This is a genomic window from Mycobacterium sp. NGS16, from assembly GCF_059813225.1.
This window is the reverse complement of the sequence record NZ_JCALEE010000001.1, coordinates 127,872-151,485: the sequence shown is the minus strand read 5'-3', so window position 1 is coordinate 151,485 and position 23,614 is coordinate 127,872. Positions and strand designations below refer to the sequence as shown.

General features: G+C 65.6%; 27 protein-coding genes. 16 read left to right on the top strand and 11 right to left on the bottom strand.

Features of this window, described 5'->3' with window-relative positions; all coding sequences use genetic code 11:
• Positions 1-71 precede the first annotated feature (71 nt).
• Positions 72-947, top strand: a complete 876-nt coding sequence (locus AC5Y4Q_RS00725) for a type IV toxin-antitoxin system AbiEi family antitoxin (RefSeq protein ID WP_064921928.1) — start codon at positions 72-74, stop codon at positions 945-947.
• 12 nt (positions 948-959) lie between these two features.
• Here the strand turns inward: AC5Y4Q_RS00725 and AC5Y4Q_RS00720 are convergent, their stop codons facing one another.
• Complete coding sequence (locus AC5Y4Q_RS00720) at positions 960-2,177, bottom strand: cytochrome P450 (protein WP_499958278.1); 1,218 nt, start codon at positions 2,175-2,177, stop codon at positions 960-962.
• A 40-nt stretch (positions 2,178-2,217) separates the two neighbouring features.
• On the opposite strand from AC5Y4Q_RS00720, the gene AC5Y4Q_RS00715 reads away from it, so the two are divergent.
• The 4 genes from AC5Y4Q_RS00715 (at position 2,218) to AC5Y4Q_RS00700 (ending at position 5,485) form a co-directional block, all read left to right on the top strand.
• A complete protein-coding gene (locus tag AC5Y4Q_RS00715) occupies positions 2,218-2,943 on the top strand; it encodes an acetoacetate decarboxylase family protein (RefSeq protein WP_125224777.1) in 726 nt (241 codons plus the stop codon).
• Between the two features lie 184 nt (positions 2,944-3,127).
• Positions 3,128-4,489, top strand: coding sequence for a putative alpha/beta hydrolase (locus AC5Y4Q_RS00710; RefSeq protein ID WP_125224776.1), 1,362 nt, complete (start codon positions 3,128-3,130; stop codon positions 4,487-4,489).
• A gap of 215 nt (positions 4,490-4,704) precedes the next feature.
• Positions 4,705-5,214: a hypothetical protein gene (locus AC5Y4Q_RS00705; RefSeq protein WP_125224775.1), complete on the top strand. Its 510-nt coding sequence runs from the start codon at positions 4,705-4,707 to the stop codon at positions 5,212-5,214.
• Between the two features lie 103 nt (positions 5,215-5,317).
• A complete protein-coding gene (locus tag AC5Y4Q_RS00700; protein WP_185746590.1) occupies positions 5,318-5,485 on the top strand; it encodes a hypothetical protein in 168 nt (55 codons plus the stop codon).
• Positions 5,486-5,513: 28 nt separating this feature from the next.
• On the opposite strand, the gene AC5Y4Q_RS00695 is transcribed toward AC5Y4Q_RS00700, so the two are convergent.
• The 3 genes from AC5Y4Q_RS00695 to AC5Y4Q_RS00685 all read right to left on the bottom strand — a co-directional run bounded on the left by AC5Y4Q_RS00695 (position 5,514) and on the right by AC5Y4Q_RS00685 (position 7,296).
• Positions 5,514-5,693: a hypothetical protein gene (locus tag AC5Y4Q_RS00695; RefSeq protein ID WP_125224774.1), complete on the bottom strand. Its 180-nt coding sequence runs from the start codon at positions 5,691-5,693 to the stop codon at positions 5,514-5,516.
• Positions 5,690-6,517 (bottom strand): DUF5631 domain-containing protein, encoded by an 828-nt coding sequence (locus AC5Y4Q_RS00690; RefSeq protein ID WP_235663883.1) that lies wholly within the window; start codon positions 6,515-6,517, stop codon positions 5,690-5,692. Before AC5Y4Q_RS00690 ends, AC5Y4Q_RS00695 begins: the two co-directional genes overlap by 4 nt.
• A 485-nt stretch (positions 6,518-7,002) precedes the next feature.
• Positions 7,003-7,296, bottom strand: coding sequence for a hypothetical protein (locus AC5Y4Q_RS00685; RefSeq protein WP_235663882.1), 294 nt, complete (start codon positions 7,294-7,296; stop codon positions 7,003-7,005).
• Between the two features lie 547 nt (positions 7,297-7,843).
• Here AC5Y4Q_RS00685 and AC5Y4Q_RS00680 point away from each other — a divergent pair.
• Positions 7,844-8,068: a hypothetical protein gene (locus tag AC5Y4Q_RS00680; protein WP_125224772.1), complete on the top strand. Its 225-nt coding sequence runs from the start codon at positions 7,844-7,846 to the stop codon at positions 8,066-8,068.
• Positions 8,069-8,372: 304 nt separating this feature from the next.
• Here AC5Y4Q_RS00680 and AC5Y4Q_RS00675 read toward each other — a convergent pair whose 3' ends face one another.
• Entirely contained in the window at positions 8,373-8,843 is a 471-nt protein-coding gene (locus tag AC5Y4Q_RS00675; protein ID WP_125224815.1) for a hypothetical protein, read from the bottom strand.
• Between the two features lie 228 nt (positions 8,844-9,071).
• On the opposite strand from AC5Y4Q_RS00675, the gene AC5Y4Q_RS00670 reads away from it, so the two are divergent.
• Genes AC5Y4Q_RS00670 through AC5Y4Q_RS00660 form a run of 3 tightly spaced genes read left to right on the top strand, consistent with a single transcriptional unit; the run spans position 9,072 to position 11,635 of the window.
• Positions 9,072-9,386, top strand: coding sequence for a DUF2563 family protein (locus AC5Y4Q_RS00670; RefSeq protein ID WP_064921934.1), 315 nt, complete (start codon positions 9,072-9,074; stop codon positions 9,384-9,386).
• Complete coding sequence (locus tag AC5Y4Q_RS00665) at positions 9,368-10,873, top strand: putative alpha/beta hydrolase (protein ID WP_499957548.1); 1,506 nt, start codon at positions 9,368-9,370, stop codon at positions 10,871-10,873. Before AC5Y4Q_RS00670 ends, AC5Y4Q_RS00665 begins: the two co-directional genes overlap by 19 nt.
• Positions 10,874-10,906: 33 nt before the next feature.
• Positions 10,907-11,635, top strand: a complete 729-nt coding sequence (locus tag AC5Y4Q_RS00660) for a hypothetical protein (RefSeq protein WP_125224769.1) — start codon at positions 10,907-10,909, stop codon at positions 11,633-11,635.
• On the opposite strand, the gene AC5Y4Q_RS00655 is transcribed toward AC5Y4Q_RS00660, so the two are convergent.
• The 3 genes from AC5Y4Q_RS00655 to AC5Y4Q_RS00645 form a co-directional block, all read right to left on the bottom strand.
• On the bottom strand, positions 11,632-13,179 hold the full coding sequence (locus AC5Y4Q_RS00655) for an acyl-CoA synthetase (protein ID WP_499957545.1): 1,548 nt from the start codon (positions 13,177-13,179) through the stop codon (positions 11,632-11,634). The two genes, AC5Y4Q_RS00660 and AC5Y4Q_RS00655, sit on opposite strands and share 4 nt — an antisense overlap.
• A gap of 62 nt (positions 13,180-13,241) precedes the next feature.
• The gene (locus tag AC5Y4Q_RS00650) at positions 13,242-13,649 is read right to left on the bottom strand and encodes a hypothetical protein (protein ID WP_499957543.1); all 408 of its coding nucleotides are present in this window, start codon (positions 13,647-13,649) and stop codon (positions 13,242-13,244) included.
• 119 nt (positions 13,650-13,768) lie between these two features.
• On the bottom strand, positions 13,769-14,800 hold the full coding sequence (locus tag AC5Y4Q_RS00645) for an LLM class F420-dependent oxidoreductase (RefSeq protein ID WP_064921938.1): 1,032 nt from the start codon (positions 14,798-14,800) through the stop codon (positions 13,769-13,771).
• A gap of 58 nt (positions 14,801-14,858) precedes the next feature.
• Between AC5Y4Q_RS00645 and AC5Y4Q_RS00640 the strand changes: the two genes are divergently transcribed.
• From AC5Y4Q_RS00640 to AC5Y4Q_RS00620, 5 genes are read left to right on the top strand one after another with little or no spacing between them, the layout of a single operon-like run.
• Positions 14,859-15,851 (top strand): Zn-ribbon domain-containing OB-fold protein, encoded by a 993-nt coding sequence (locus tag AC5Y4Q_RS00640; protein ID WP_064921939.1) that lies wholly within the window; start codon positions 14,859-14,861, stop codon positions 15,849-15,851.
• 14 nt (positions 15,852-15,865) lie between these two features.
• Positions 15,866-16,930, top strand: a complete 1,065-nt coding sequence (locus AC5Y4Q_RS00635) for a thiolase family protein (RefSeq protein WP_064921940.1) — start codon at positions 15,866-15,868, stop codon at positions 16,928-16,930.
• Positions 16,927-18,111 (top strand): thiolase family protein, encoded by a 1,185-nt coding sequence (locus tag AC5Y4Q_RS00630; RefSeq protein ID WP_499958276.1) that lies wholly within the window; start codon positions 16,927-16,929, stop codon positions 18,109-18,111. Before AC5Y4Q_RS00635 ends, AC5Y4Q_RS00630 begins: the two co-directional genes overlap by 4 nt.
• The gene (locus AC5Y4Q_RS00625; RefSeq protein ID WP_064921942.1) at positions 18,111-18,992 is read left to right on the top strand and encodes a TIGR03619 family F420-dependent LLM class oxidoreductase; all 882 of its coding nucleotides are present in this window, start codon (positions 18,111-18,113) and stop codon (positions 18,990-18,992) included. Before AC5Y4Q_RS00630 ends, AC5Y4Q_RS00625 begins: the two co-directional genes overlap by 1 nt.
• Positions 18,992-19,402, top strand: a complete 411-nt coding sequence (locus tag AC5Y4Q_RS00620) for a nuclear transport factor 2 family protein (RefSeq protein ID WP_064921943.1) — start codon at positions 18,992-18,994, stop codon at positions 19,400-19,402. The genes AC5Y4Q_RS00625 and AC5Y4Q_RS00620 overlap by 1 nt, the downstream gene beginning before the upstream one ends.
• Here AC5Y4Q_RS00620 and AC5Y4Q_RS00615 read toward each other — a convergent pair.
• The gene (locus AC5Y4Q_RS00615) at positions 19,399-19,923 is read right to left on the bottom strand and encodes a gamma carbonic anhydrase family protein (RefSeq protein ID WP_064921944.1); all 525 of its coding nucleotides are present in this window, start codon (positions 19,921-19,923) and stop codon (positions 19,399-19,401) included. The genes AC5Y4Q_RS00620 and AC5Y4Q_RS00615 overlap by 4 nt on opposite strands.
• Positions 19,924-20,035: 112 nt before the next feature.
• On the opposite strand from AC5Y4Q_RS00615, the gene AC5Y4Q_RS00610 reads away from it, so the two are divergent.
• Positions 20,036-21,193, top strand: a complete 1,158-nt coding sequence (locus AC5Y4Q_RS00610; RefSeq protein ID WP_064921945.1) for a 3-ketosteroid-9-alpha-monooxygenase, oxygenase component — start codon at positions 20,036-20,038, stop codon at positions 21,191-21,193.
• Positions 21,194-21,200: 7 nt separating this feature from the next.
• The gene (locus tag AC5Y4Q_RS00605) at positions 21,201-21,674 is read left to right on the top strand and encodes a hypothetical protein (protein WP_064921946.1); all 474 of its coding nucleotides are present in this window, start codon (positions 21,201-21,203) and stop codon (positions 21,672-21,674) included.
• Between the two features lie 10 nt (positions 21,675-21,684).
• Here the strand turns inward: AC5Y4Q_RS00605 and AC5Y4Q_RS00600 are convergent, their stop codons facing one another.
• Both AC5Y4Q_RS00600 and AC5Y4Q_RS00595 read right to left on the bottom strand, forming a co-directional pair.
• Complete coding sequence (locus AC5Y4Q_RS00600) at positions 21,685-22,830, bottom strand: sulfotransferase family protein (RefSeq protein WP_064921947.1); 1,146 nt, start codon at positions 22,828-22,830, stop codon at positions 21,685-21,687.
• Positions 22,830-23,612, bottom strand: a complete 783-nt coding sequence (locus tag AC5Y4Q_RS00595; protein WP_125224814.1) for an SDR family oxidoreductase — start codon at positions 23,610-23,612, stop codon at positions 22,830-22,832. The genes AC5Y4Q_RS00600 and AC5Y4Q_RS00595 overlap by 1 nt, the downstream gene beginning before the upstream one ends.
• Between the last annotated feature and the right edge of the window lie 2 nt (positions 23,613-23,614).

The following is a 23,614-nucleotide window of genomic DNA, read 5'->3' as shown; positions in this document are numbered from 1 at the left end:
AAATCCGGCCGGATTTTCGCAACCATTACACGTTCGGCGTAGGTGTCGGTATCGCTTGGCAGACTCCCGCCATGGCGACACCGTTCCTGGGCAGCGAGGCGGTCCGAAGCGGCCGGTTGACGCCGTACGCCTTGCGGAGCCGGTTCGTCGCGATCCATCCGGACGTTTATGTTCCAGCCGGTACTCGACCCACCGCGGTCTTGCGAGCCCAAGCCGCCTGGCTGTGGTCGCGGCGGCGTGGGGTGGTCGCGGGCCAGTCGGCCGCCGCATTGCACGGCGCGAAGTGGGTTGATGACCACGCGCCGGCGGAGGTGCTCTATGACTGTCGCCGGCCACCCAAGCACATCCACACCTGGTCGGACCGGTTCGACGACGACGAGGTGCAGCTGATCGGCGGCATATTGGTGACCACGCCCGCCCGCACCGCATTCGACCTGGCCTGCCGCTATCCCCAGGTCAAGGCCGTCGCAGCCATCGATGCCCTCGGGCAGGCCACCGACCTCAAAATCACCGACGTCGAGCTGCTGGCCGAACGATACCGGGGCCGCCGCGGGATCTGCGATGCCCGAATCGTACTGCCGCTCGTCGACACCGGTTCTGACTCGCCACAGGAGTCCCGGCTGCGGCTGTTTCTCATCCGATCCGGCTACCCGCCGCCGCAGACCCAGATTCCGGTTTACGACGAATGGCACCAGCTTGTCGCGGTGCTGGACATGGGCTGGGAGGAGATCATGGTCGGCCTGGACTACGAAGGCGAACATCACCGCACCAGCACCCGGCGCTTCAACCAGGACATCCGCCGCCACGAGACGGTGACCGGGCTCGGCTGGATCGACCTGCGGATCACCCTGGAAGACACCGAAGGCGGCATCCTCGGCCGGGTCGCGGACGCCTGGGCACGACGAGCGTGTACTCCCAGCGATTTTCGGGCTCGGTTTTCACGCTGATTACACGCTCGCCTATACCAGCACCGGCTTGGTCGGCGTGAACACGACCGGCATCGCTTCCGGACCGGACACGAAGTTCGCCGGCCGCAGCGGCACCTCGGCTCCGTCGGCCAGGCGCAGATCCGGCAGCCGCTGAAGTACTCGCTCGGTCATCAGCGAAAGCTCCAGCCGGGCCAGCTGATTGCCCATACAGAAGTGGGTGCCGAAGCCGAACGCGAGATGGCTGTTGGGGTTGCGCTGGATGTCGAACCGCTCGGGCTCGTCGAACACCGCCTCATCGAAGTTCGCCGATTCGAACAGCAGCATGATCTTCTCGCCCTGCTTGAGCTGGGTGCCGTGGAACTCGGTGTCGGCGGTCAGCGTGCGGCACATGTTCTTCACCGGCGAGGTCCAGCGCAGCATCTCCTCGATGGCCCCGGGCAGCAGGCTTGAGTCGGCGCGCAGCATCTCCCACTGATCGCGGTGGCGCAGCAGCTGTTCGGTGCCGCCGGACAACGTGTGCCGGGTCGTTTCGTCGCCGCCGATCAGAATCAGCAGGGTCTCGAAGATGATCTCGTCGTCCGACATCTGGGCGCCGTCCACCTCGGCGTTGACCAGTACCGAGAACAGGTCGTCAGTCGGTTCGGCCCGGCGTTTAGTGATGATGTTTCTGGTGAACTCGGTCCAACCGGCGAACGCCTCCATGACCGCCTGGAACGTCGCCGATTCCGGATCCAGGTGTGAGCTCTGCCCGGCCACCAGGTCGTCGGACCACTTGAGCAGCATCGAGCGTTCTTCGGGCAGGACGCCGAGCATGTCGCCGATCACCGCCATCGGCAGCGGCGCGGCGATATCGCGGACGAAGTCGCACTCGCCGCGCTCGCAGACCGCGTCGATCAACGTGTCACACAGTGTCCCGATGGACGGCAGCTGGGCGTGCACCCGCTTGCGGGTGAAGCCGGCGTTGACCAGCTTGCGGCGCACCAGGTGCTCGGGGTCGTCCATGTCGATCATGTACGGCATTCCCGGCTGGTCGGGCCGGATGCCACCGGTGCTGGAGAACAGCTCCGCGTTGCGCTCGGCGTCGATCACCGCGGCATAGCTGGCCGCGGCGGCCTGCCCGTTGCGGTCCCGGAACACCGGCTCGTGCGCCCGCATCCACTTGTAGGCGGCACGCGCCCCACCGTCGGAGTAGAACGTGCCGTCGGTCAGGTCGACGTCGGGCTTGGTCGCCGGCCTTGGATCGGCCATTACCTCGGTCATCAGCGTCCTCCGGATTACAGTGGGCGTCATGGCTCTTTCGCAGCACACCATCGCTGGCACTGTGCTTACCATGCCCGTCCGCATCCGTCAGGCAGATGTGCATAGCGCGATGTTCTCGGTTCCGGCGGACGCCGCCCAGGCGATGATCGACTACAGCGGTCTGCAGGTCTTCCAGCACCGGCCGGGACAGGCCGTGGTCAACCTGATGCTGGCCCGCTACATCGACGGTGATCTCGGCAAGTACCACGAATTCGGGACCGCGGTGATGATCAACCCGCCGGGTACATCGGCGCGCGGCTGGAGTGCGCTGGGTTCCGCCGGTGCGTTCATCCACCACCTGCCGGTGGATCAGAAGTTCACCCTGGAGGCCGGTCGCACCATCTGGGGCTTCCCGAAGATCATGGCGGACTTCACCGTTCGCGACGGCAAGCAGCTCGGTTTCGACGTCGCCGCCGACGGCCAGCACATCGCCACCATGGAATTCGGGCGCGGGCTGCCGGTCCCGGGCCTTTTCACGTCCCGTCCCCGGACGCTGCAGGCCTTCAGCCACCTCGACGGCGTGACCCGGCAGATTCCCTGGGAGATGCGGATTTCCGGGGTACGCGGGGCGTTGGGCGGTACGACACTGCGGCTGGGCACCCATCCCTACGCTCGCGAGCTGGCCGAGTTGGGCCTGCCGAAGCGGCCGATGATGTCGTCGACGGTCGGGCACGTCGCGATGACGTTCGGGGATGCTGAGGTGATGGGTCGTTAGCGCCGGCTGACTGGCATCGCCGCCGAACACCGGAGCCGACTGGCTGTACCGAAGTGTGCCCGACCGGTGAATTGACGGCTCTGCGGTCGCCGGTACTGTCAGTGCGCAGCCTGAGTACAGCGGGAAGGCCGAAAATGTCGATCGATGCGGATGCGCTGCGCGCCGAGATCGCTTGAGACCGACCGTGGCGCGCCCTTATCTGGAGTATGTCCAAGTTGATGACCTCATCGGCCACGCCGGCGGTGACCCCTGGGCCGTAGATGAAAGTCTGCAGTCGGGCAGCCCCACTCAGATCAACTTTCTGGCCCAGGCGTTCCATCAGGCTGCGGGCTCCGCCACCGCGGCCGAGGAGACCTTTCAGATCGCGCAACAGCACTTCCAGGAGTACAACCGCGAGAACGGCGAGCAGCCGATCAACAACGGTGCCGAGGTGCAGCGGGTGAAAGACGGGCTGCAGGCCACCACGGAACAACTCGGGCGGATCGCCGCCGACCTGGAAAGTATCGCTGAGGCACTGGCTAAAGCTCGACAAACGTCGCACGACAACATCGAGGCACTTAACTCCAACCTACAAACGGTCGACAACATGATCGGCTACTACCGATCCTTGGAAACCGATGGCATCAACTGCGACACCGAGATCAGCCAGTGGCGTCAGCAAGCCAACGATGACACCTCAGTCGGGCTGGAGAATGAAAACGTAATCCGCAACGCGTACGCCAAGACGCTGCAGCAGGCCCTGGATAACCTACGGGCGAAAGATGGCTACGACTTGCAAGGCCTAGTGCCCCGGGACATCCTCCGGAAGCAAGATATGGCCACCACGGTTCGCGACGTTCGTGAACACATCGGCCCGGACGGCCGTCTACACAAAACGCTCACCATGCTGGACGGCAGTCGCCACGAACTTGTCGAAGGCCAGATCCCTGTGTACAGCCACCCGGGCTACGGTACTCGCTACCTCAGCGACACCTACTTCGACAGGAATGGAAACCGTGTGTCGAGCAGCATTACGGAACACAGGCTCACTGATACCGCTAGCTCTCGAGAATTCGATCTGACAGAAATTCGTTTCGCGGACGGTACCGCGGTGACGATGAGAAGTTGGTCAGACGGCACAGTAACCGGCGACGTCACTACCGCCGCGGGCAAGCATGGCGTTTTGCCAGATGAATTCTTCTCACAGCCGATTCCCACCCTCGCGGGTAGTTCTCTCTCCGGTCTGGAAAAGCAGGCTCAGCGCGGGATTCCATTACTCAGCGCCTCTGCGATCGAAAATGTTAAGGCGGGCGCAAAATGGGGCGGCCCTGCGGTGGGCGTCGCGACAGGCATTTACAACGTAGTGGGCGCGGAAACGGTTCACGATGCTTGTGTTGCTTCCTGGCAGGCCGCCGCTGGAACGGCTGGCGGTATTGGGGCAGACCTATTAGTGGGTGCCTTCGCGCCAGAAACCCTACCCATCGTAGCTACGGGCGCTAATATAGGCGGAAGCTGGACGTTCGGGTATCTCGGGGGCATCATCGGGAACCTCACGTGTCTGCCATAAAGTTCTGGACAGGACTATCATTTCTGACCGCAATTCTGGGTAGCGTCGGGTTGTTATGCCTGGGGTGGGGCGTTTATTCGGTTGCGCGGGGTGATTACCTGACAACTGTTACAGTACTTGGGTTTGCAGTATTTTCACTAGGTACGCTCCTACCGCTGTATGTTATCAAATTCGGTCGAATACGGCCGCGTTGTGAAAAAAATACAACTGGCACCGTGGTTCGCCCCGACCGAACCGTCGATGTCATATTTCAGGTCGCAGCAGCATCGGAATGCCTTGCGATGGGGTTATACGCAATCTTCACACCCTTGGGGATGGTCCATATTCCGGTCCCCGGCGGGATGCGGCACTATTTCCTGATCGCCGCGGCCATAGCGGCGGTTTGGAGCTTCCCCAGCCTATTGAAAATGTTCTGTCGCGGTGGCGTGAGCTCCCTGCGATTGACGGCCGAGGGTTTTGAAATCCGACAAGGGCTGTCCTCCGCGAAAGGCGCATGGGAGGAGGTGCAAGCCATTACGGCTCGGCCTCCGCGCGGTCCGATGCCGGTACGCGGCACCATCTTCATTGTTTTTTCCGATGGGCAAAGCCGTTCGCTGGCCGCCGACTCCTACACGCCCGGTGGCCATGCGTTGCGTGAATGGGTGCTTTTCTACTGGACACACCCTGACCAACGCGTCGAACTGACCGATGGTCGTGCCCTTGGCAGACTCCGCAGCCTGCGGTGAGCGGTCAGGGCCCAGGCGATTTCGCAGCTCCCGAAAATCCGGGCTAGCGGAGATTGCCTTTGGTGATCCGCGGTGGAGGCGGACGCTCTGCAACGTCGAACCCGTGTGCAGCAAGCCATTTGGCGGCGTCATCAACGCTGCCAGCAGCATCGAGAAGCTGTTGGATGACACCGATGATTCTCGTCACCGCGGCACGACTGGCGCCGGTGGCGTCGCTGTTGACGCGGTCCTTGATGGCGTTGAGCTGGGTGAGCTTGTCCTCATCCGGTGAGGCGGAGGCCGCAGCTGCGTTGCAGGCTTCATTGCCCGCTTCGCAGATTTCGGTGAGCCGTGGCGCGTAGGTGGTTGACCGCGGCGACGGCTGTCGTCCACGCCCGCTTCTTATCCGCTCGATCCAGGCGCGCCAGCGTCTCGGATTCCAGCAACCGGTTCAGGCCGGCCATCGCCACGTCACACGCTGAACCGTCCGGGGCACTCATGCGGCGTGCCTGGCCGGGGCAACGGCCTGATGCCACGCCAGGTGATAGCGGGCGAGTTCTTCGCTTCCGTCGATCAGGGCATCGATGGCCGCCAACAGCATCCAGTCGGCGACATCTCTGGACAGGTGATGCGGATAGGCCGACAGTACCTTGGTTGCGGTGTCGGTTAGGACGTTGCGGAACCGATCGATTTCGTTGTCGGCCACACCAGACCTGCGGGCCACGGCGTGGGCGACGGTCTGCACTATGCGCGGTAGCCGAGAGCTGGCGCCCGCCGCATCGGTGAGTGTGGGTCCGAGTTCGTCGATGCGCTGGCCATAGCGGGCGCGCTCCCCGGCCCCGGGAAGCGGATCGTTGGGGCCGGCTTCAGCTACGTAAGTGTTGGGCTGATGTGTCGCGGTGGCGACGACCGCACCGAGCAGATCGACCACGCTCAGGTCGTGTCTGCGCTGGGCCGGAGCCAGCAGCGTGACACCGGGCGGCAACAAAACGCCAGGCGGGATCCAGCCCCCGGCCAGGTCGGTCACCAGTACGGTGGTGGTCTCGTCATCGCGCAGCCCAGCCGCCCAAGCGAGGTTGGGTGCCTGGCGCGCCACCGCCTCGACTTTGCGCTGCACATCGTCCTGCTCGGCCATGCGTTTGGCGGCGGTGCCGGCCCCCGCTCCGGCCGTACCCCCGGCGGCCGCGCCGCCGGCCAGCGCCGCACCCGACTGCCCACTTGTGCTCGCGGTTGGTTTGCCCGGCGCAGGACGATCACCCGAGGACGCGACGGTGGTACCACCGGAGGTGGGTGTGGTGGGGCCGCCAGGCGCTGAGGGAGACACAGGAGGTGGACCAGCCGTCGGCGTGGGTGCGGCTGGTGCTGCAGCACCAGCTGGGCGAAGGTCCGCGCCGTAGCCCGGCAGCGGACCCGACGGGGCTGCCGGGCCGGCGCTGATCGGCGCGGACGGCACCGATGTCGGCCCAGCGGTCATGGGCGGAGCCGCTGCCGGTGTCGGCGTCGTCGCTCCCGTGGTCGAAGCTGTCGGAGCAACCTCTGGGCTGGAGGCCCCGAGATTTCCCAGATTGCCGAGCACCCCGCCCGCCATCGGTGTCACCGATGGTGAGGGCGGCACCTGCGGACCTGACGATTGACCGAATCCGCCGGAGCCCGAACCCCCTTGCGCCCATGGCGGTGTACCGCCCAGCCCTCCTGGACCAGCCGGACCCCCGGGAGTACCCGATGCAAATGCTTGGCTCAATCCGCCGCTCTGGAGGCCCTGCGGTGTCGCGCCGCCCCCACCGCCGCCGAGGCCTGGCGTGGAGGAGGTTAGGGGTGATGTACCGCCAAGTCCGCCACCCATCCCGCCGCCACTGGACGGGCCGAAGCCAACGCCGCCTCCCGGGCTTCCACCGGCAGCGCCTGGGAAGCCAGCGTTGCTTCCTGCGCTGCCCGACCCAGCATTGCTGACATTGCCACCACTGCCGCCCGACCCAGCATTGCCGCCACTGCCACCACTGCCGCCCGACCCAGCATGACTGACATTGCCACCACTGCCGCCCAACGCAGCATCTCTGCCACTGCCACCACTGCCGCCCGACCCAGCATGACTGACATTGCCATCACTGCCGCTCAACGCAGCATTGCTGAGATTGCCACCACTGCCGCCCGACCCAGCATGGCTGACATTGCCACCGTTGCCGCCCGCATTGCTGGCTGCAGAGTTGGTTGTAGACCCACCTCCGGCTCCAGGGGTACCGGCGGCGCCTCCGCCGCCACTGCCGCTAACGACTGCTGGCGTACCTGCTCCAGGCGCCCCCCGCCCACCGTCCGCACCGGTTCCGCCGGCGGCAGCAGGCGCCATGGGCGCAGGCGCGCCGAATCCCACTGAACCTTTCCCACCATCAGCGCCGTTGGTCTCAGATGCGCCGCCGCTGGTTCCGCCCTGGCCGCCGTCGGCGCCAGCGCCGTGTGTGGATGCAGGAGCGGCTGCACCGGTTCCGCTTTGGTCTCCCGCTCCACCGTCACCGCTGGCTTTCCCATTGGTCGGCTGTGTGCTGGTGGCATTCGGGTAACCGCTGGCGCCCCCACCGCCGTCAGCGCTCGCCTTGTTCGTGAGTTCCTCGGCTGTGATGGGCGGCTTGCGGGGCGGTGAATCAAAGTTCGCACCGTGGTCTTTCAGCCACTGCCGAGCATCCCCGCCGATGTCGGTTTCATTGAACAGCTGCTGGGTGGCATTCCTAATCGCCTCGAGTGCGGCCTGTCCGGCAGTGTCGGCCGCATTATTTTTCTCACTGATAACGCCCTGTACTTCTGTGAGCTTGACCTCGAGCGGCTTGTTTCCGGAAAGGATTTCTTGGATTTTGTCATTGCCAGACTTCGCGATTCCGGTTAGCGTGGTACGCAATTGAGTCACCGCCTCGGCTACGCTCTTATTTGCCTCACTCTTGCGCTGGCAATGCGCCGCGACGTCCAGCAACCGTCGCTCGCCGATTGCGAGGCGCGTCATCATGTCTTCGGCGGTATGGCCAGTGTTTGACTTCCCGAATTTGAGTCGATCATTTCGGATTTGTTGGCGCTCTTGGTTTTTGACCTGCGAATGTTGCTGCCAGTAAGCGGCCGCTTCCTCGAGTTGAGTCGGGAGCGCTGGCCACCACGCGCCAACTAATAGGTAGGTGAACGGCCTCGGATCTGGTGAGTCAATCACCACACAAGTCCTTCATTACACGCCCTTTTTCGTTGGTCTCGTCAACTGCGGCCAGGAACGCAGGATCGTCCCTCCCATTAGTACCCAGGGCAGTCTCCGTTAGTAGTGCAGTCGCCAAAGCACGTGCAGCGTCGCGGAGTTCGCCACTCAATGCCGGATTGTCAGCCGCATCCTGGATAATGACCGCACCGTTGGTTTCAGCAATACGAGCCAACGCGACATTGTCCGGTGCTGCTGTCTCCACCTGCACGGAATGCACGGCGACCTTGTATCTGGCGCACAATTTCGATTTCGCCTCGGCCTTCTGCGTGGCCGTGTATGTCGGAGTCGAGCCCGATCCAGTCCGGGTGAGCGCTACGAGCAAGGCCACCGCAGCGAGGACGACGGCCAGCGCAGCCAATGTCGCTGTCAGCCAGTTGCGGGATCGAACTGGTGCGGGCGGTGCGGGCCAGGGCTGTGTCATGGTCACGTCACGGATGGTATCTCCGAGGGTCGATTCTTCGCTTACATCATCGTTTCCAAAATGTGGGCACAGGTCCGAACAACGGGCGCAGTACTGCGACTGTCCAGGACCACGCACCGTCTAGAACACCGGCGACAATCACCCTCGGAGGCCGCCGCGCAAAACTGAATTGACCCCGAAGGGCCGCCCTGTCAAGGTTGTTAACGACCGATCTGAGCGGGGTTCCGGATGTTCGTCGATCCGGCGATGCTGCGTTCCGGGGCGGCGGATACCCATAGCGCCGGCGCACACGCCCAGGCCGGGGCGACGCTGCTAAACCAGACCTCCGTAGCAGCGGGCATTTTCGGCGGCTTCGGCGCCGCGGACGTCTTCCACAACGCGATTTCCGCAGCCCACACCGAGCACATCACCACCCTCAGTGGCCACCGCCGGACCCTGGCCGACGTCGGCGACAAAGCCCACCATGCCGCGCGCGAGTTCACCGGCATGGATCAGCGCAACGCAGCCCAGCTTCGTGCGGTGCGGTGCAACTCCAGCACATAAACCCGGCGCTGCTGACCGAAGCCGCCGGCGGCGACCCGTGGCAGGTCAACAACACGCTGCAAAGCGGTAACCCGGCTGTCATCGACGAGCTGGCGCAGGCCTTCCACGACGCCGGCGCCTGCACCGCCGAGGCCAGTGCCGCGTTCGCCCAAGCCCGCCAACGCTTTCAGGCCGCCTGGAACCGGGAGAACGGCGACCACCCGATCAACGACTCCGCCGAAGTCCAGCGCGCCACCAATACCTTGCATCTGCAGCAGACCCAGCTGGCCGCGATCGGCACCGATCTGGAAACCATCGCCGCCGCGCTGGCCGAGGCCCAGAAGGCGGCGGCCGCGAAGATCAACGCGCTGCAGATCCAGCTCCAAGACATCGACAATCGCATCGGCATGTACCAGCAGGCGCAGCTCGACACCTCCGAACTGGAGCAGGTGGCGATCGACGACACCGCTGGCATCCTGCATCAACTCGAAAAGCTCCGCGACGACTACGCCGCAGTCCTACAAGACGCCACCAGCAAACTGCTCTCCGATGGCTACGAGCCGGCACCGCTGCACGGCTACGACGGCGACGGGCAACCCACCCAAGACCAACAAGCCGGTCGCGCTGCCGATGCCTACGGCACTACCGAGCGTGATCGCGACCAGCAATTGGTGGACAGTGCGGGCGAGATGACGCCCGAGAAGGCTGCAGCGGCCGCGCGGCTGCGGGACTACGCCACCGCTACCGACCCGGCCGCCGATCCGCAGGCCCGGCGCCTGGCCGGCGAGCGCCTCGACGACTACCGGATGGCCAACTTCATCGGCCCGCTGCCGATGGACCCGTTCCTGGGTGGAGAGGCTCGAACCCGCGCCCAAACACGGCTGGAGCTGCAGAAGGATCTCGAACGGGGGATGGCCGACGGCCGAGCTTTCACCCCGGATCAGGCCACCCAGCTACTCGACACCGCGGAACAGAATGCCCGAGTCATCGTGACCCGGCAGGCAATCGACGCCCTCGTCCGAAACGGCGGAATGTCGCACCAAGGCGCGACGCAACTCATCGGCGACATCGCGCGAGGCCGAGTTGGCCACATCCTGCGGGATGGCGGCGACGCCGCGGGGATCTCTGCCAGTGCCGGCAAGGCGGCCCTCAACGCGTTTGCCGACAAGGTTCCCACCGGAAAGCATTGGGCACCGGGGGTTGCTTACAGCGCGGAAGACATCGCCGCGATCAAGAATCTGTCGAAGCGCATGGGCTTCGCCGGCAACGTGCTCGGGTCCGCCGTCGGATTCTACGACGTGTTCGTCGACCACAAGCCGTTCGTGGACACCGCGGCCACAAGCGCGGGGGGTTTCGGAGGCGGAATCGCAGGTGCAGAATTGGGGGCCTCCGTTGGTGCCCTCGCCGGGCCAGTGGGCGCTTTCGTTGGCGCACTGGCCTTCGGGGTTGTCGGTTCGGTGTCTGGAGAGAAGGTCATGGAAAACCTCCTCGAGCTGGCGAGGAATTGACGTGCGAGCGGTGCGACGTTTAGCGTTAAAATCGTGAACCCGGTCGCGGGCTTTGCCAGCATGGATCAGCTGGTTGCGTTCGTGGGCGCCCTTGTCTGCGCAATAATAGCCTTTATTCCGGACTCGTCTGACCGCGAAAATCTAAGCCGAAATAGACGGATCTTCTGGGGAGCCACTGGCGCAGCAATGGTATTCGCATTCCTCGGTCTGCTGCCCGACTGGAGATATAGCCTCGAAGCAGCGTTCGCGGTTGGCGCTCTGTTCTTCCTCCTTGCGTTCCGGGATACGCCTTACATTAAGGTCCGCGGAAAGGTATACGCATGGTGGAGATCTGACCGCCTGGCGGAATCCGATGAGCAAAACGAGGAACCAGGCCACGATCCGATTCCCGACTCATACACTGGTTCGTCTACCGCCAATCAAACCTGGTGGATGACGATCGGAGCTTATGCGATATGCATGTTCGTGATCTACGACGACTTCGTCGCGCATAACATTCACTTTGCCGGAATTCCGGCGGCCATCATTTTTATATATGTGCCACTCTACTTTGGCTACTGGGATGCGAGTTGGGACTACCCGATAGCCCGCGGACAGCTAGCGCAATTAGCTACCTTGACTATCATGACGGCGGGAATCTTCGCAGCGCTCTATTTCCCCGGATTCTACGCCGGAAAGCGCTGGCCGCGACGCCCCAAGAGATCCATGGAGTACCGGATACATCCCCGTCACTGGAAGCAGGACAACGGTGACGACCCCTAGATCTTCGCTTCCCGCCCCTCCCAGTACGGGTCCCGCAATTTCCGCTTGTACAGCTTGCCGTTGGGGTCGCGCGGCATTTCGGCGATGTAGTCAATGCTCTTGGGCAGCTTGAACTTCGCCAACCGCGCGCTCGCGTACTCCATCAGCTCCGCAGTCAGCGCGTCGTCGCCCACCACCCCCTCGGCGGGCTGCACGACAGCCTTGATCGACTCGCCCCAGTCCTCATCGGGCACCCCGAACACCGCGACGTCGAGCACCTTCGGGTGCATGATCAGCTCGTTCTCGATCTCGGCCGGGTAGACGTTGACCCCGCCGGAGATGATCATGTTGGTCTTGCGGTCCTGCAGGTACAGGTAGCCCTCGGCGTCGAGGTAGCCGACGTCGCCGACGGTGAACAGGTCACCGGCGCGGTTCTCCTGGGTCTTCTTCTCGTCGTTGTGGTAGGCGAAGCTGGATCCGCCCATCTGCATGTAGACAGTGCCGACCTCACCGGGCGGCAGTTCGTTGCCGTCGTCGTCGAGCACCTTGACCACCGAATACGGCCAGGCCTTGCCTACCGAGCCGGGGTGGGCCAGCCACTCCTCGCCGCTGATCTTGGTGCCGCCGCCCTCGGTGGCGGCGTAGTACTCGGTGATCACCGGACCCCACCAGTCCAGCATCTGGCGCTTGACCTCGGGCGGGCACGGTGCTGCACCGTGGATGACGTTGCGCAGCGAGGACACGTCGTAGCGTTCCCGCACCTGCACCGGCAGCGCCAGCAGCCGGCGGAACTGGGTCGGCACCATGTGGCTGTGGGTCACCCGGTGCTCAGCGATCAGGGAAAGCATCTCCTCGGGGTCCCACTTGTCCATCAGCACCACCTTGTGGCCCAGTTGGATGGAGATGGCCGAGAAGTTCAGCACCGCAGTGTGATACAGCGGCGAACCACAGATGTGCACATGGTTGTCGAACGGCGCCAGGTCATACAGCGCGAAGAAGCCCGCGGAGGCAACCGGCACCGCGTCGGGGTCGGCTCCGGTCAGCGGGCGCTTGACGCCCTTGGGCTTGCCGGTGGTGCCGGAGGTGTAGAGCATCGCCGCGCCCATGGTGCGGACATCGGGGCGACCCTCCTCGCCGGCGCCCAGCGCCGACAGCGGGGCGAAGCCCTCGATGTCGCCGACGGCGAACCGGCGGTCGGCGGCCAACCCGGCCTCGTCCGCGGCGGTCTTCGACGCTTCGGCGAACCGCTCATGGGCGACAAGAGCTTTGGCGCCGCTGTCGGAGAGGATGTAGCCGATCTCCGGGCCGGTCAGATGCCAGTTGATCGCGACGATGTACAGCCCGGTCTGCATGGCCGCGAAGTACACCGCCAGCGTGTCGACGATGTTGGGCAGCACCATCACCAGCACATCGCCGGGCTCCAGGCCCAGCGCCTGCAGGCCGCGGCCGTAGCGGTCGGCGCGGGCAGCCAACTCACCGTAGGTCAGCTGACCACCCAGCACGTCGACCACCGCGGCGGCGTCGGGGGTGTCACGGGCGATGTTCCACAGGCCGGCTTCGCTCATCCGGCCAATCTAGAACGTGTTCTAGTCCGGGTGCAAGGCGAGGCGCCAACACGCAGGCGGCGCTACGCCGACGTGCCGGCCCGGATCGCCCTCAGCATGTAGTTGGTGGCTACGACGTGAAGCCCGGTACCGATAACGAGGGCACGGTAAGCGCGGCCATGGAGCCCGGGGAACGACGCATAGCTGTGGGCGTGTACCAGGCTGCCGCCGCCGGGGGCGTCGGTGATCTCGAAGACCAGCCGATAGCGCGAGAACCGGTGTCGCCCAACCAAAACGATGCGCCGCTGCGGTGTGCTCTCGGCGATCGCAAAGCCGGCGCGGGGCTTTGGGCCGAGCACTACCAGCAGCGGATTGCGTTCGACGCTGCGCAGCAAAGACGCCGTATACCGCTGCAGGGCGGTCCATACCAGCTCTCGTGGCGCATGGACCGCCACCGTGTGCTCGTCGATGTACGGCAGTTCGTCGTCCATGTCGCGTCCTCCCACAGTCGAGACGGGTGGTCAACCCCTCACTGCGGTAGACGATCCAGCGCCGCCGGTTGTGACAGCAGACCCTGTCACCGGCGAACTGACGAGCGCCGGGCCCGAACTCAGATCAGCGACGCCAGCTGCTGAACCTGTGCGGTGTCGCGCGCGGTGACCACCATCATCGTCACCCCGGCGGCCTCCCAAACTTTGATTTGCTTACGGACGTAGTCGATGTCGCCGACGATCACGGCGTCGTCGACCAGCTCGTCCGGAATGACCTTGGCCGCCTCATCCTTGCGATCCGAGCGGAACAGCTTGGTGACGTCGTCGACGACCTCGGAGTAGCCCATCCGACGGTAGACCTCGGCGTGGAAGTTGGTGTCCTCAGACCCCATCCCGCCCATGTAGAGCGCCAGGTAGGGCTTGATGCCGGCGAACGCCGCGGCACGGTCGTCGGTGATGACCACCTGCGCGGTCGCGCAGATCTCGAAGTCCGCACGACTACGCCGCGCTCCGGGCCGGGCGAAGCCCTCGTCCAGCCACTCGTTGTACATGTCGGCCAGCCGGGGGGCGTAGAAGATCGGCAGCCAGCCATCGGCGATCTCGGCGGCCAGCGCGACGTTCTTGGGTCCTTCGGCACCCAGCATCACCGGAATGTCGGCACGCCGCGGGTGGGTGATCGGTTTCAAAGCCTTGCCCAGCCCGGTGGTGCCCTCACCGGAAAGCGGCAGCGGGTAGTGCGGGCCGGCGCTGGTCACCGGGGCCTCGCGGGCCCACACCTGGCGCAGGATGTCGATGTACTCGCGGGTGCGCGCCAGCGGCTTGCCGAAGCGCTGGCCGTACCAGCCCTCCACCACCTGCGGCCCGGAGACGCCGAGGCCGAGGATGTGCCGGCCGCCCGAGAGGTGATCCAGCGTCAGGGCAGCCATCGCGCACGCGGTCGGAGTACGCGCGCTCAACTGCACCACCGAAGTGCCCAGCCGCACCCGCGACGTCGACGAGCCCCACCATGCCAACGGCGTGTAGGCGTCGGAGCCCCAGGCCTCCGCGGTGAAGATCGCGTCGAAGCCGGCGTCCTCGGCCGCGGTCACCAGTTCCGCGTGGTTGGCTGGCGGCTGCGCGCCCCAATATCCCAGTTGCAGTCCCAGCTTCATCCTTGGCTCCTTGCTCGCATGCTTGCCACCATTGTTAGAACCTGTTCTACTCGATGCCGTGACTGCCAGCCAAAGCAACCGCGCGCAGATCGATGAGCACGAGCCACCCCTTTCTGCGCCGCTGAAGTTGTCCTTCGACTACACACGTTCAGTCGGCCCTACCCTCGGCGCATTCTTCACCGCTCTGCGTGAGCGCCGCATCGTCGGCGTCCGAGGTTCCGACGGTCGGGTGTACGTGCCGCCCGTCGAATACGACCCGGTCAGCTACGAACAGCTCACCGAGATCGTACCGGTGGCCAGTGTCGGCACGGTGGTGTCGTGGACCTGGCAGCCGGCCCCACTGCAGGGCCAGCCGCTGGACACGCCGTTCGCCTGGGCGCTGATCAAGCTCGACGGCGCCGACGTGCCGTTGCTGCACGCAGTGGCGGCGGACAGCCCCAAAGCGATCACGACCGGCACCCGGGTGCACGTGCACTGGGCCGACGAGCCCGTCGGAGCGATCACCGACATCGCCTACTTCGAGATCGGTGAGGACGCCGAGCCGGTAACGCAGACCACCGACGACCGGGACCCGGTGACCATGGTGGTGATCCCGTCCAGCCTCGAGATCCAGCACACCGCCTCGCTCCCGGAGAGCGCATATCTGCGCGCCCTGCAGGACGGCAAGCTGCTCGGAGCGCGCACCGGCACCGAGGGCAAGCTGTACTTCCCGCCCAAAGAAGCCGATCCGGCCACCGGCCTGCCATTGGACAACTTCGTCGAGCTGCCCGACAAGGGCACGGTGACCACGTTCGCCATCATCAACATCCCGTTCGCCGGGCAGCGCATCAAGCCGCCGTATGTGGCGGCCTACGTGCTGCTCGACGGCGCCGACATCCCGTTCCTGCACCTGGTGTCCGACATCGACGCCCACGAGGTGCGGATGGGCATGCGCGTTGAGGCGGTGTGGAAGCCCCGCGAGGAGTGGGGCCTGGGCATCGACAACATCGAATACTTCCGGCCTACCGGCGAGCCGGACGCCGACTACGACACCTACAAGCACCACCTGTAAGGGGAACCCGCCAGATGAGCACTCGCGATGTCGCGGTGGTGGGCTTTGCCCACGCCCCGCACGTCCGCCGCACCGACGGCACCACCAACGGCGTCGAAATGCTGATGCCGTGTTTCGCACAGCTCTACCGTGATCTGGGCATCGAACGGGCCGACATCGGCTTCTGGTGTTCCGGTTCGTCGGATTACCTTGCCGGGCGGGCTTTCTCGTTCATCTCGGCGATCGACTCGATCGGCGCGGTTCCGCCGATCAACGAGTCGCACGTGGAGATGGACGGCGCCTGGGCGCTGTACGAGGCCTACATCAAGATCCTCACCGGGGAGGTCGACACCGCGCTGGCCTACGGATTCGGGAAGTCCTCGGCCGGGCAGCTGCGCCGGGTCCTGGCGCTGCAGACCGATCCTTACAGCGTCGCGCCGCTGTGGCCGGACTCGGTGTCGATCGCCGGGCTGCAGGCCCGGCTCGGGCTCGACGGCGGCCAGTGGACCGCCGAGCAGATGGCGCGGGTGGCACTGGATTCGTTCGCGGTCGCCGACCGGGTCGATTCGGTGGAGTCGGCCACCAGTCTCGATGAACTGCTGGACCGACCGTTCTTCGCCGACCCGCTGCGCCGGCACGACATCGCGCCGATCACCGACGGCGCCGCCGCGATCGTCCTGGCCGCCGGCGACAAGGCCCGCGAACTGTGCGAAAACCCGGCCTGGATCACCGGTTTCGAGCACCGCATCGAGTCGCCGGTGCTCGGCAGCCGGGACCTGACCCGTTCACCGTCGACCACCGCGTCGGCGCGCGCGGCGAGCGGCGACGACATTCCCGCGGTCGACGTCGCCGAGATCCATGCACCGTTCACCCACCAGCACTTGATCCTGACCGAGTCGATGCGGCTGCCGTCGCGCGCGAAGGTGAATCCGTCGGGTGGCGCGCTGGCGGCCAATCCGATGTTCGTCGCCGGGCTGGAGCGGATCGGTTTCGCCGCCCAGCACATCTTCAATGGCTCGGCGGGCCGGGTGCTGGCGCACGCCACCAGCGGGCCTGCGCTGCAGCAGAATCTGGTCGCCGTGATGGAAGGACGCAACTGATGGGTCAACTGGCTGCGGTGCTGGGCACTGGGCAGACCAAGTACGTCGCCAAACGCCAGGACGTCTCGATGAACGGCCTGGTGCGTGAGGCCATCGACCGCGCGCTGACCGACTCGGGCTCGACGTTCGACGACATCGACGCGGTTGTGGTCGGCAAGGCGCCGGACTTCTTCGAAGGCGTCATGATGCCGGAGCTGTTCATGGCCGACGCCGTGGGCGCCACCGGCAAGCCGCTGATCCGGGTGCACACCGCCGGTTCGGTGGGCGGGTCGACCGCGGTCGTGGCGGCCAGCCTGGTGAAGTCCGGCAAGTACCGGCGCGTGCTCGCGATGGCGTGGGAGAAGCAGTCGGAGTCCAATGCCATGTGGGCGTTGAGCATTCCGGTGCCGTTCACCAAGCCGGTGGGTGCCGGCGCCGGCGGCTACTTCGCCCCGCACGTGCGCGCCTACATCCGTCGTTCCGGCGCGCCGACCGACATCGGCGCAATGGTCGCGGTCAAAGACCGGCTCAACGGTGCCCGCAACCCGCTCGCGCACCTGCACCAACCCGACATCACCGTCGAGAAGGTGATGGCGTCCCAGATGCTGTGGGACCCGATCCGTTTCGACGAGACCTGCCCGTCCTCGGACGGCGCATGCGCGGTCGTGATCGGCTCTGAAGACGCAGCGGACGCGCGCATCAATGCCGGTGAGCCGGTGGCCTGGATTCACGCCACCGCGTTGCGCACCGAACCGCTGGCTTACGCCGGTCGCGACCAGGTCAATCCGCAGGCCGGCCGCGACGCTGCGGCCGCACTGTGGCGCGACGCCGGGATCACCAGCCCGATCGACGAGATCGACGCGGCGGAGATCTACGTGCCGTTCTCCTGGTTCGAGCCTATGTGGCTGGAGAACTTGGGTTTTGCACCGGTCGGCGAGGGCTGGAAGCTCACCCAGGCCGGTGAGACCGCGATCGGCGGGCGGCTGCCGGTGAACCCCTCCGGCGGGGTGCTGTCCTCCAACCCGATCGGCGCCTCAGGGATGATCCGGTTCGCCGAATCGGCGATCCAGGTGATGGGCAAGGCCGGTGACCACCAGGTTCCGAACGCCCGCAAGGCGTTGGGGCACGCCTATGGCGGCGGCTCGCAGTACTACTCGATGTGGGTGGTCGGCAGCGAGAAGCCCGGCACACCTTCCGCATGATGAAATACACCCTCAGCGTGGCGATGGGGCCAGTCGAGGAACTGGTCGCGCTGGCGCAATGCGCCGAGGAGGTGGGTTTCGACGCGATCGCACTGCCCGACTCGCTGTTCTTCATGGAGAAGGCTGCCGCGGACTACCCCTACACCCCGGACGGCTCGCGGATGTGGAACGCCGACACCCCGTGGGTGGATCCACTGATCGCCGCCGCCGCGATGGGAGCGGTCACCTCGACGCTGCGGTTCTACACCAACGTGCTCAAGCTGGGGTCGCGCAATCCGCTGCTGCTGGCCCGTCAGGTCGGCTCGGTGGCCAACCTGACCGGGAACCGGTTCGGTCTGGGTGTCGGAATCGGCTGGGCGCCGGAGGAATTCGAGTGGTGCGGGGTTCCGTACGCTCGCCGCGGCGCCCGGGTCGACGAGATGATCGACGTCATCAAACTCGTGCTGGCCGGTGGGATGGTCGAATTCCACGGCGAGTTCTACGACTTCGACCGGTTGCAGATGAGCCCGGCGCCCAGCGCGCCGGTGCCGTTCTACGTGGGCGGGCACACCGACGTCGCACTCAAGCGTGCGGCCCGGATCGGCGACGGCTGGACGTCGGCGATGATGACCGGCGCGCAGCTGGCCGAGACCATCGGCAAGCTCCAGGCGCTGCTGGCCGAACACGACCGCGCCGACGTGCCGTTCGAGTACCAGGCGGTCTGTATCGACAAGTTCGGCGTGGACGGGCACCGTGAGTTGGCCGCAACCGGCGTCACCGACAACATTGTGATCCCCTGGATGCTCGACGGATTGGGCTTCGACGCGCCGCTGGCCGCCAAGCAGGATTCGCTGAAACGTTTCGCCGACACCTACATCCACTCCGGCTGGCAGGAGAAGTAATGAATACTGATCACCCCGCCCACATCGCAGGCCAACGCTCCCGCGACGCGGTGGCGGCCCGCGACAAGGAGGCCTGGCTGTCGGTATTCGCCGACGACGCCATCGTCGAGGACCCGATCGGCCCGTCGCCGTTCGACCCGGACGGCAAGGGCCACCGCGGCCGCGACGCGATCTCGGCGTTCTGGGACAAGGCGATCGCCCCAACCGACAAGATCGAGTTCAACTTCGTCGACACCTTCCAGTGCGGCAACGAGGAAGCCAACACCGGAAACATCACGATCACCATGGGAGACCACCAGATCGTCACCGAGGGAGTGTTCACCTACCGGGCCAACGAGCAGGGTGAGCTCGTCGCACTGCGCGCCTACTGGGAACTGGAGCGGGCCGCCAAGACCGCCCGCAAGATCTAGATCGGCTCCAGCCCGTCGCGGTAGCGCTGCGCCAGGTCCTGGTAGTACTTCGGGTTCGCGTTGATCCACATCTCGGCGCCGGTTCCGGCGAGCGGGCCCTTGACGACGGCGGGCGCACCGGTCACCAGGACCCCGTCCGGGATCTTGGTACCGGCGAGCACCGTGGCACCGGCCGCGATCAGACTGCGGCTGCCGATGACCGCACCGTCGAGCACCGTGGCGTGGTTGCCGATCAGCGCCTCGGCGCCCACGTGCGCCCCGTGGATCAGGCACATGTGCGCCACGGTCGCACCGGGGCCGATGTCCACCGGAACACCGGGCGGCACGTGCAACACCGAGCCGTCCTGCACGTTGGCACCCTCCCGCACCACAATGGGGGCATCGTCGCCGCGCAGCACGGCACCGAACCACACTGAGGCGCCGGCCTCGATGGTGACGTCGCCGATCAAGGTGGCGGTCGGTGCGACGAACGCGGTGGGGTCGATCCGCGGAGAACGCCCGTTGAAGGAGAAGAGCTGCATTGTTCAGATATACCTCAGGGCCGAAAGACCCCGAACCAGCAGGCTTTATTGCGAAACCCCGGAGAAAAACTGTAACGTGTTCTAGTTAGAAGCAACGGGTTGGAGGCAACAGGTGAGCACTGACAACGCCGAGGTCGGCGTCCGCGAAATCGACACGGGGACACTGCCGGATCGTTACGCCAGGGGCTGGCACTGCCTTGGCCCGGTGAAGGACTTCCGGGACGGCAAACCGCACGCCATCCACGCGTTCGGCGCCAAGCTGGTGGTGTTCGCCGACTCGCAGGGTGACCTGCACGTCTTGGACGCCTACTGCCGCCACATGGGCGGTGACCTGAGTCGCGGCACCATCAAGGGCGACGAGGTCGCCTGCCCGTTCCACGACTGGCGTTGGGGCGGCGACGGCCGCTGCAAGCTGGTCCCCTACTCCAAGCGGACGCCGCGGGTGGCCCGCACCCGCTCGTTCCCGACCGACGTGCGCGGCGGTTTGCTGTTCATGTGGCACGACCCGGAGGGCAACCCGCCGCCGGACGAGGTGCGGATCCCGGAGATCCCGGAGTGGTCCAGCGGAGAGTGGACCGACTGGCGCTGGAATTCCATGGTGATCGATTCGAACTGCCGCGACATCATCGACAACGTCACCGACTTCGCGCACTTCTTCTACATCCACTACGGCCTGCCGACGTCGTTCAAGAACGTATTCGAAGGCCACATCGCCTCGCAGTACCTGCACAACGTCGGGCGTCCCGACGTTCCCGGGCTGGGCACCAGCTATGCCGGTGCCGAGCTGGATTCGGAGGCGTCCTACTTCGGGCCGTCGTTCATGATCAATTGGCTGCACAACAGCTACAGCGGTTTCAAGTCCGAGTCGATCCTGATCAACTGCCACTACCCGATCAGCCACGACCAGTTCAAGCTGATGTGGGGTGTGATCGTGCAGAAGCCCAAGGGCCTGGACGACGAGACCACCGAGAAGCTCGCCGAGGTGATGACCGAAGGCGTCAGCAAGGGCTTCCTGCAGGACGTCGAGATCTGGACGCACAAGAGCCGGATCGAGAACCCGCTGCTGGTCGAGGAGGACGGTGCGGTCTACCAGCTGCGCCGTTGGTACTCGCAGTTCTACGTCGACGTCGCCGACGTCACCCCGGAGATGACCGACCGCTTCGAGATCGAGATCGACGCGACGGTGGCCAACGAGAAGTGGAACGCCGAGGTCGCCGAGAACCTGCGGGAACAGGCCGAGGCAGACGCCGACACCGTCAAGGCCGAGTAACACCGCCATGGCCCCGGAGGAACGCGGCGTCCCGGGCGTTGAAGACCTGGCTCGGTCCATGCTGATGCTCTACGGCCCGCATGACGACCACGACGACGAGCCCGGTGCCGGCGATCCCGGTCCTGACACCCGGTACGCGCGGCAACCGCTGTTCCCGGTTGATCCGGCGCGCTATGAAGCGATACGTGCTGCGACCCAACGGGACTCGGACCGCTATCTGCATTCCGGTCTGGTTCCGGTGGAATGCCGGCACTGCCGCGCCACCGTCGAGGTGAAGAAGCTGGGACCCGGATACACCTCGGTGCAGTGGAACTCGGCTTCGTTGCAGCAGTGCGCGTACTTCGCCGCCGAACGCGAAGCCGGCAACCCGAGCAGCCGCGCTCGCGGCTGCCCGAACCTGACGAAGAGTATTCGGCACGCCGTCGCCGAGGGGCACCTGGAGGAGACTTCCAGCGCCCCGCCCCCCGGCGACGGCGACTGAGCGCACCGGCTCACAACCCGGCGAAGCGCTCCCGGACCTGCTCGGTGGTCAGGCCGTAATCCTCCAGCGAGTAATGGTGTTTGGGCGCGCGCGGTCCGGTCTTGCTCGCGGCGTAGTCGTCGGCCATCGCCTGACGTGCGGCATCCGAGAGCGGCAGCCCGAAGCGTTCGTAGATGCCGGCCGCGGTGGCCACCGGATCGGCGACGAACTCGTGGTAGTCGATATCGCAGAACTGGGCCTGATCGTATTGGCGGCGTTGGCTGTTGAACAGCTCCAACCCGCGAGCCCAGGTCTCCATCTCGTCGGCGCCGATCTGCGCGCCGACAAAGGTGTTCGACTGGCCTTCGGTGGTGTGCTGGGCCAGTGAGCACATCGACGCCAGGATGGTCTCAACCGGCCGGTGGCACTGCACGATGAGCGCATCGGGGTAGACGGCCATGATCGCGTCCAGGGCGAACAGGTGGCTGGGATTCTTGAGCACCCACCGCTTGTCCGGGTCGTTGAGCCCGATCAGTTGCAGGTTGCGGCGGTGCCGCTGATACGACGGCGTCCAATCCTGCTCGGAAAGCCAGCGCGAATAGCTCGGCAGGTGCGCCAGGGTCTCATAGGACACCGAGTGCAGCGACTGGCGCAGCAACTGCCAGCACTCCTCCAGACCATCGGCGGTCATGAAGTGCAGCCCGGTGTAATCGGGGTTTTCTTCGTGGTGCCGGGCGAACTGAGCCTGCATCTGGGCGAAGACCGGATTGGTCTCCCAGGTCTCGCGTGGCGGCCGGGGCTGCGGGAACTCGGCCAGCCACATCTCCAGGCCCTGATGGGCCGGGTCGGCGCCCAGCAGCCGGTGCAGCGCGGTGGTGCCGGTGCGGGGCAGCCCAGTGACGAAAATCGGCCGCTCGATGGCGACGTCGGCGTATTCGGGATGCTGCTTCCACCCGGCCTGCGACAGCAGCCGGGCCACCAGCGCCCCGCGCAGGAAGAACCGGTTCATCTTGCTACCCAGCTCGGTGAGGTCGGCCTCGTTGCGGTAGGAGTCCAGCAGCACGCCGAGAGCTTCGCGGTAGTTGTCGTCGTCGGGTCCGAAGTCGTCGAGGCCGACCATCTTGGTGGCCGAGGCGTGTAGATCTTCGACGGTGCCGACATCGGTGCGTGCTGTCATCAGTTGTGGTACTCCCCGCAGTTGACGTCGAGGACCTGGCCGCTGATGCCGCTGGCCAGATCGCTGGCCAGGAACAGCACCGCCGAGGCCACCTCGTCCTCGGTGGGCAGGCGCTTCAGGTCGGAGTTCGCGGCGGTGGCGGCGTAGATCTGCTCCACGGTGGTGCCGTACTTGCCGGCCTGGTGGGCGAAGTAGCTCTGCAATGTCTCGCCCCAGATATAGCCGGGCGCAACGGAGTTGACCCGGATGCCCTGCTCCCCGAGTTCGGAGGCCAACGACTGCGACATCGCCAGCAACGCGGCCTTGGCCATCTTGTAGGCGCCGTACTTGGGCTGCGAGTGCCGGATCACCATCGAGTTCAGGTTGACAATCGAGCCGTGGGCCTCGGCCAGAGCCGGCGTGAACGCCTGGGTCAGGCGCAGTGCGCCGAGCCCACTGAGCTCGATGGCGTCTCGAATGTGCTGAAAGGTGGTCTGCGCCAGCGGCTTCATCGACGGCACCCGGAAGGCGTTGTTGATCAGCACGTCGATGTGGTCATACTCGGCCGACGCCACCTGCACCAGGTTGGCGACCTGGTCGTCGTCGGTGATGTCGGCCGGCACCGCCAGTGCCCGCCGCCCGGTGGCGGTGACCTCTTTAGCCACCTCCTCGAGACGATCCGCACTGCGGGCCACCAGCACCAGGTCGGCACCGTCGGCCGCGAATCGGTGCGCCAGGGTACTGCCCAGCCCAGGTCCCACCCCGCTGATCACCACGACTTTGCCGTCGAGCATTCCCGTCATCT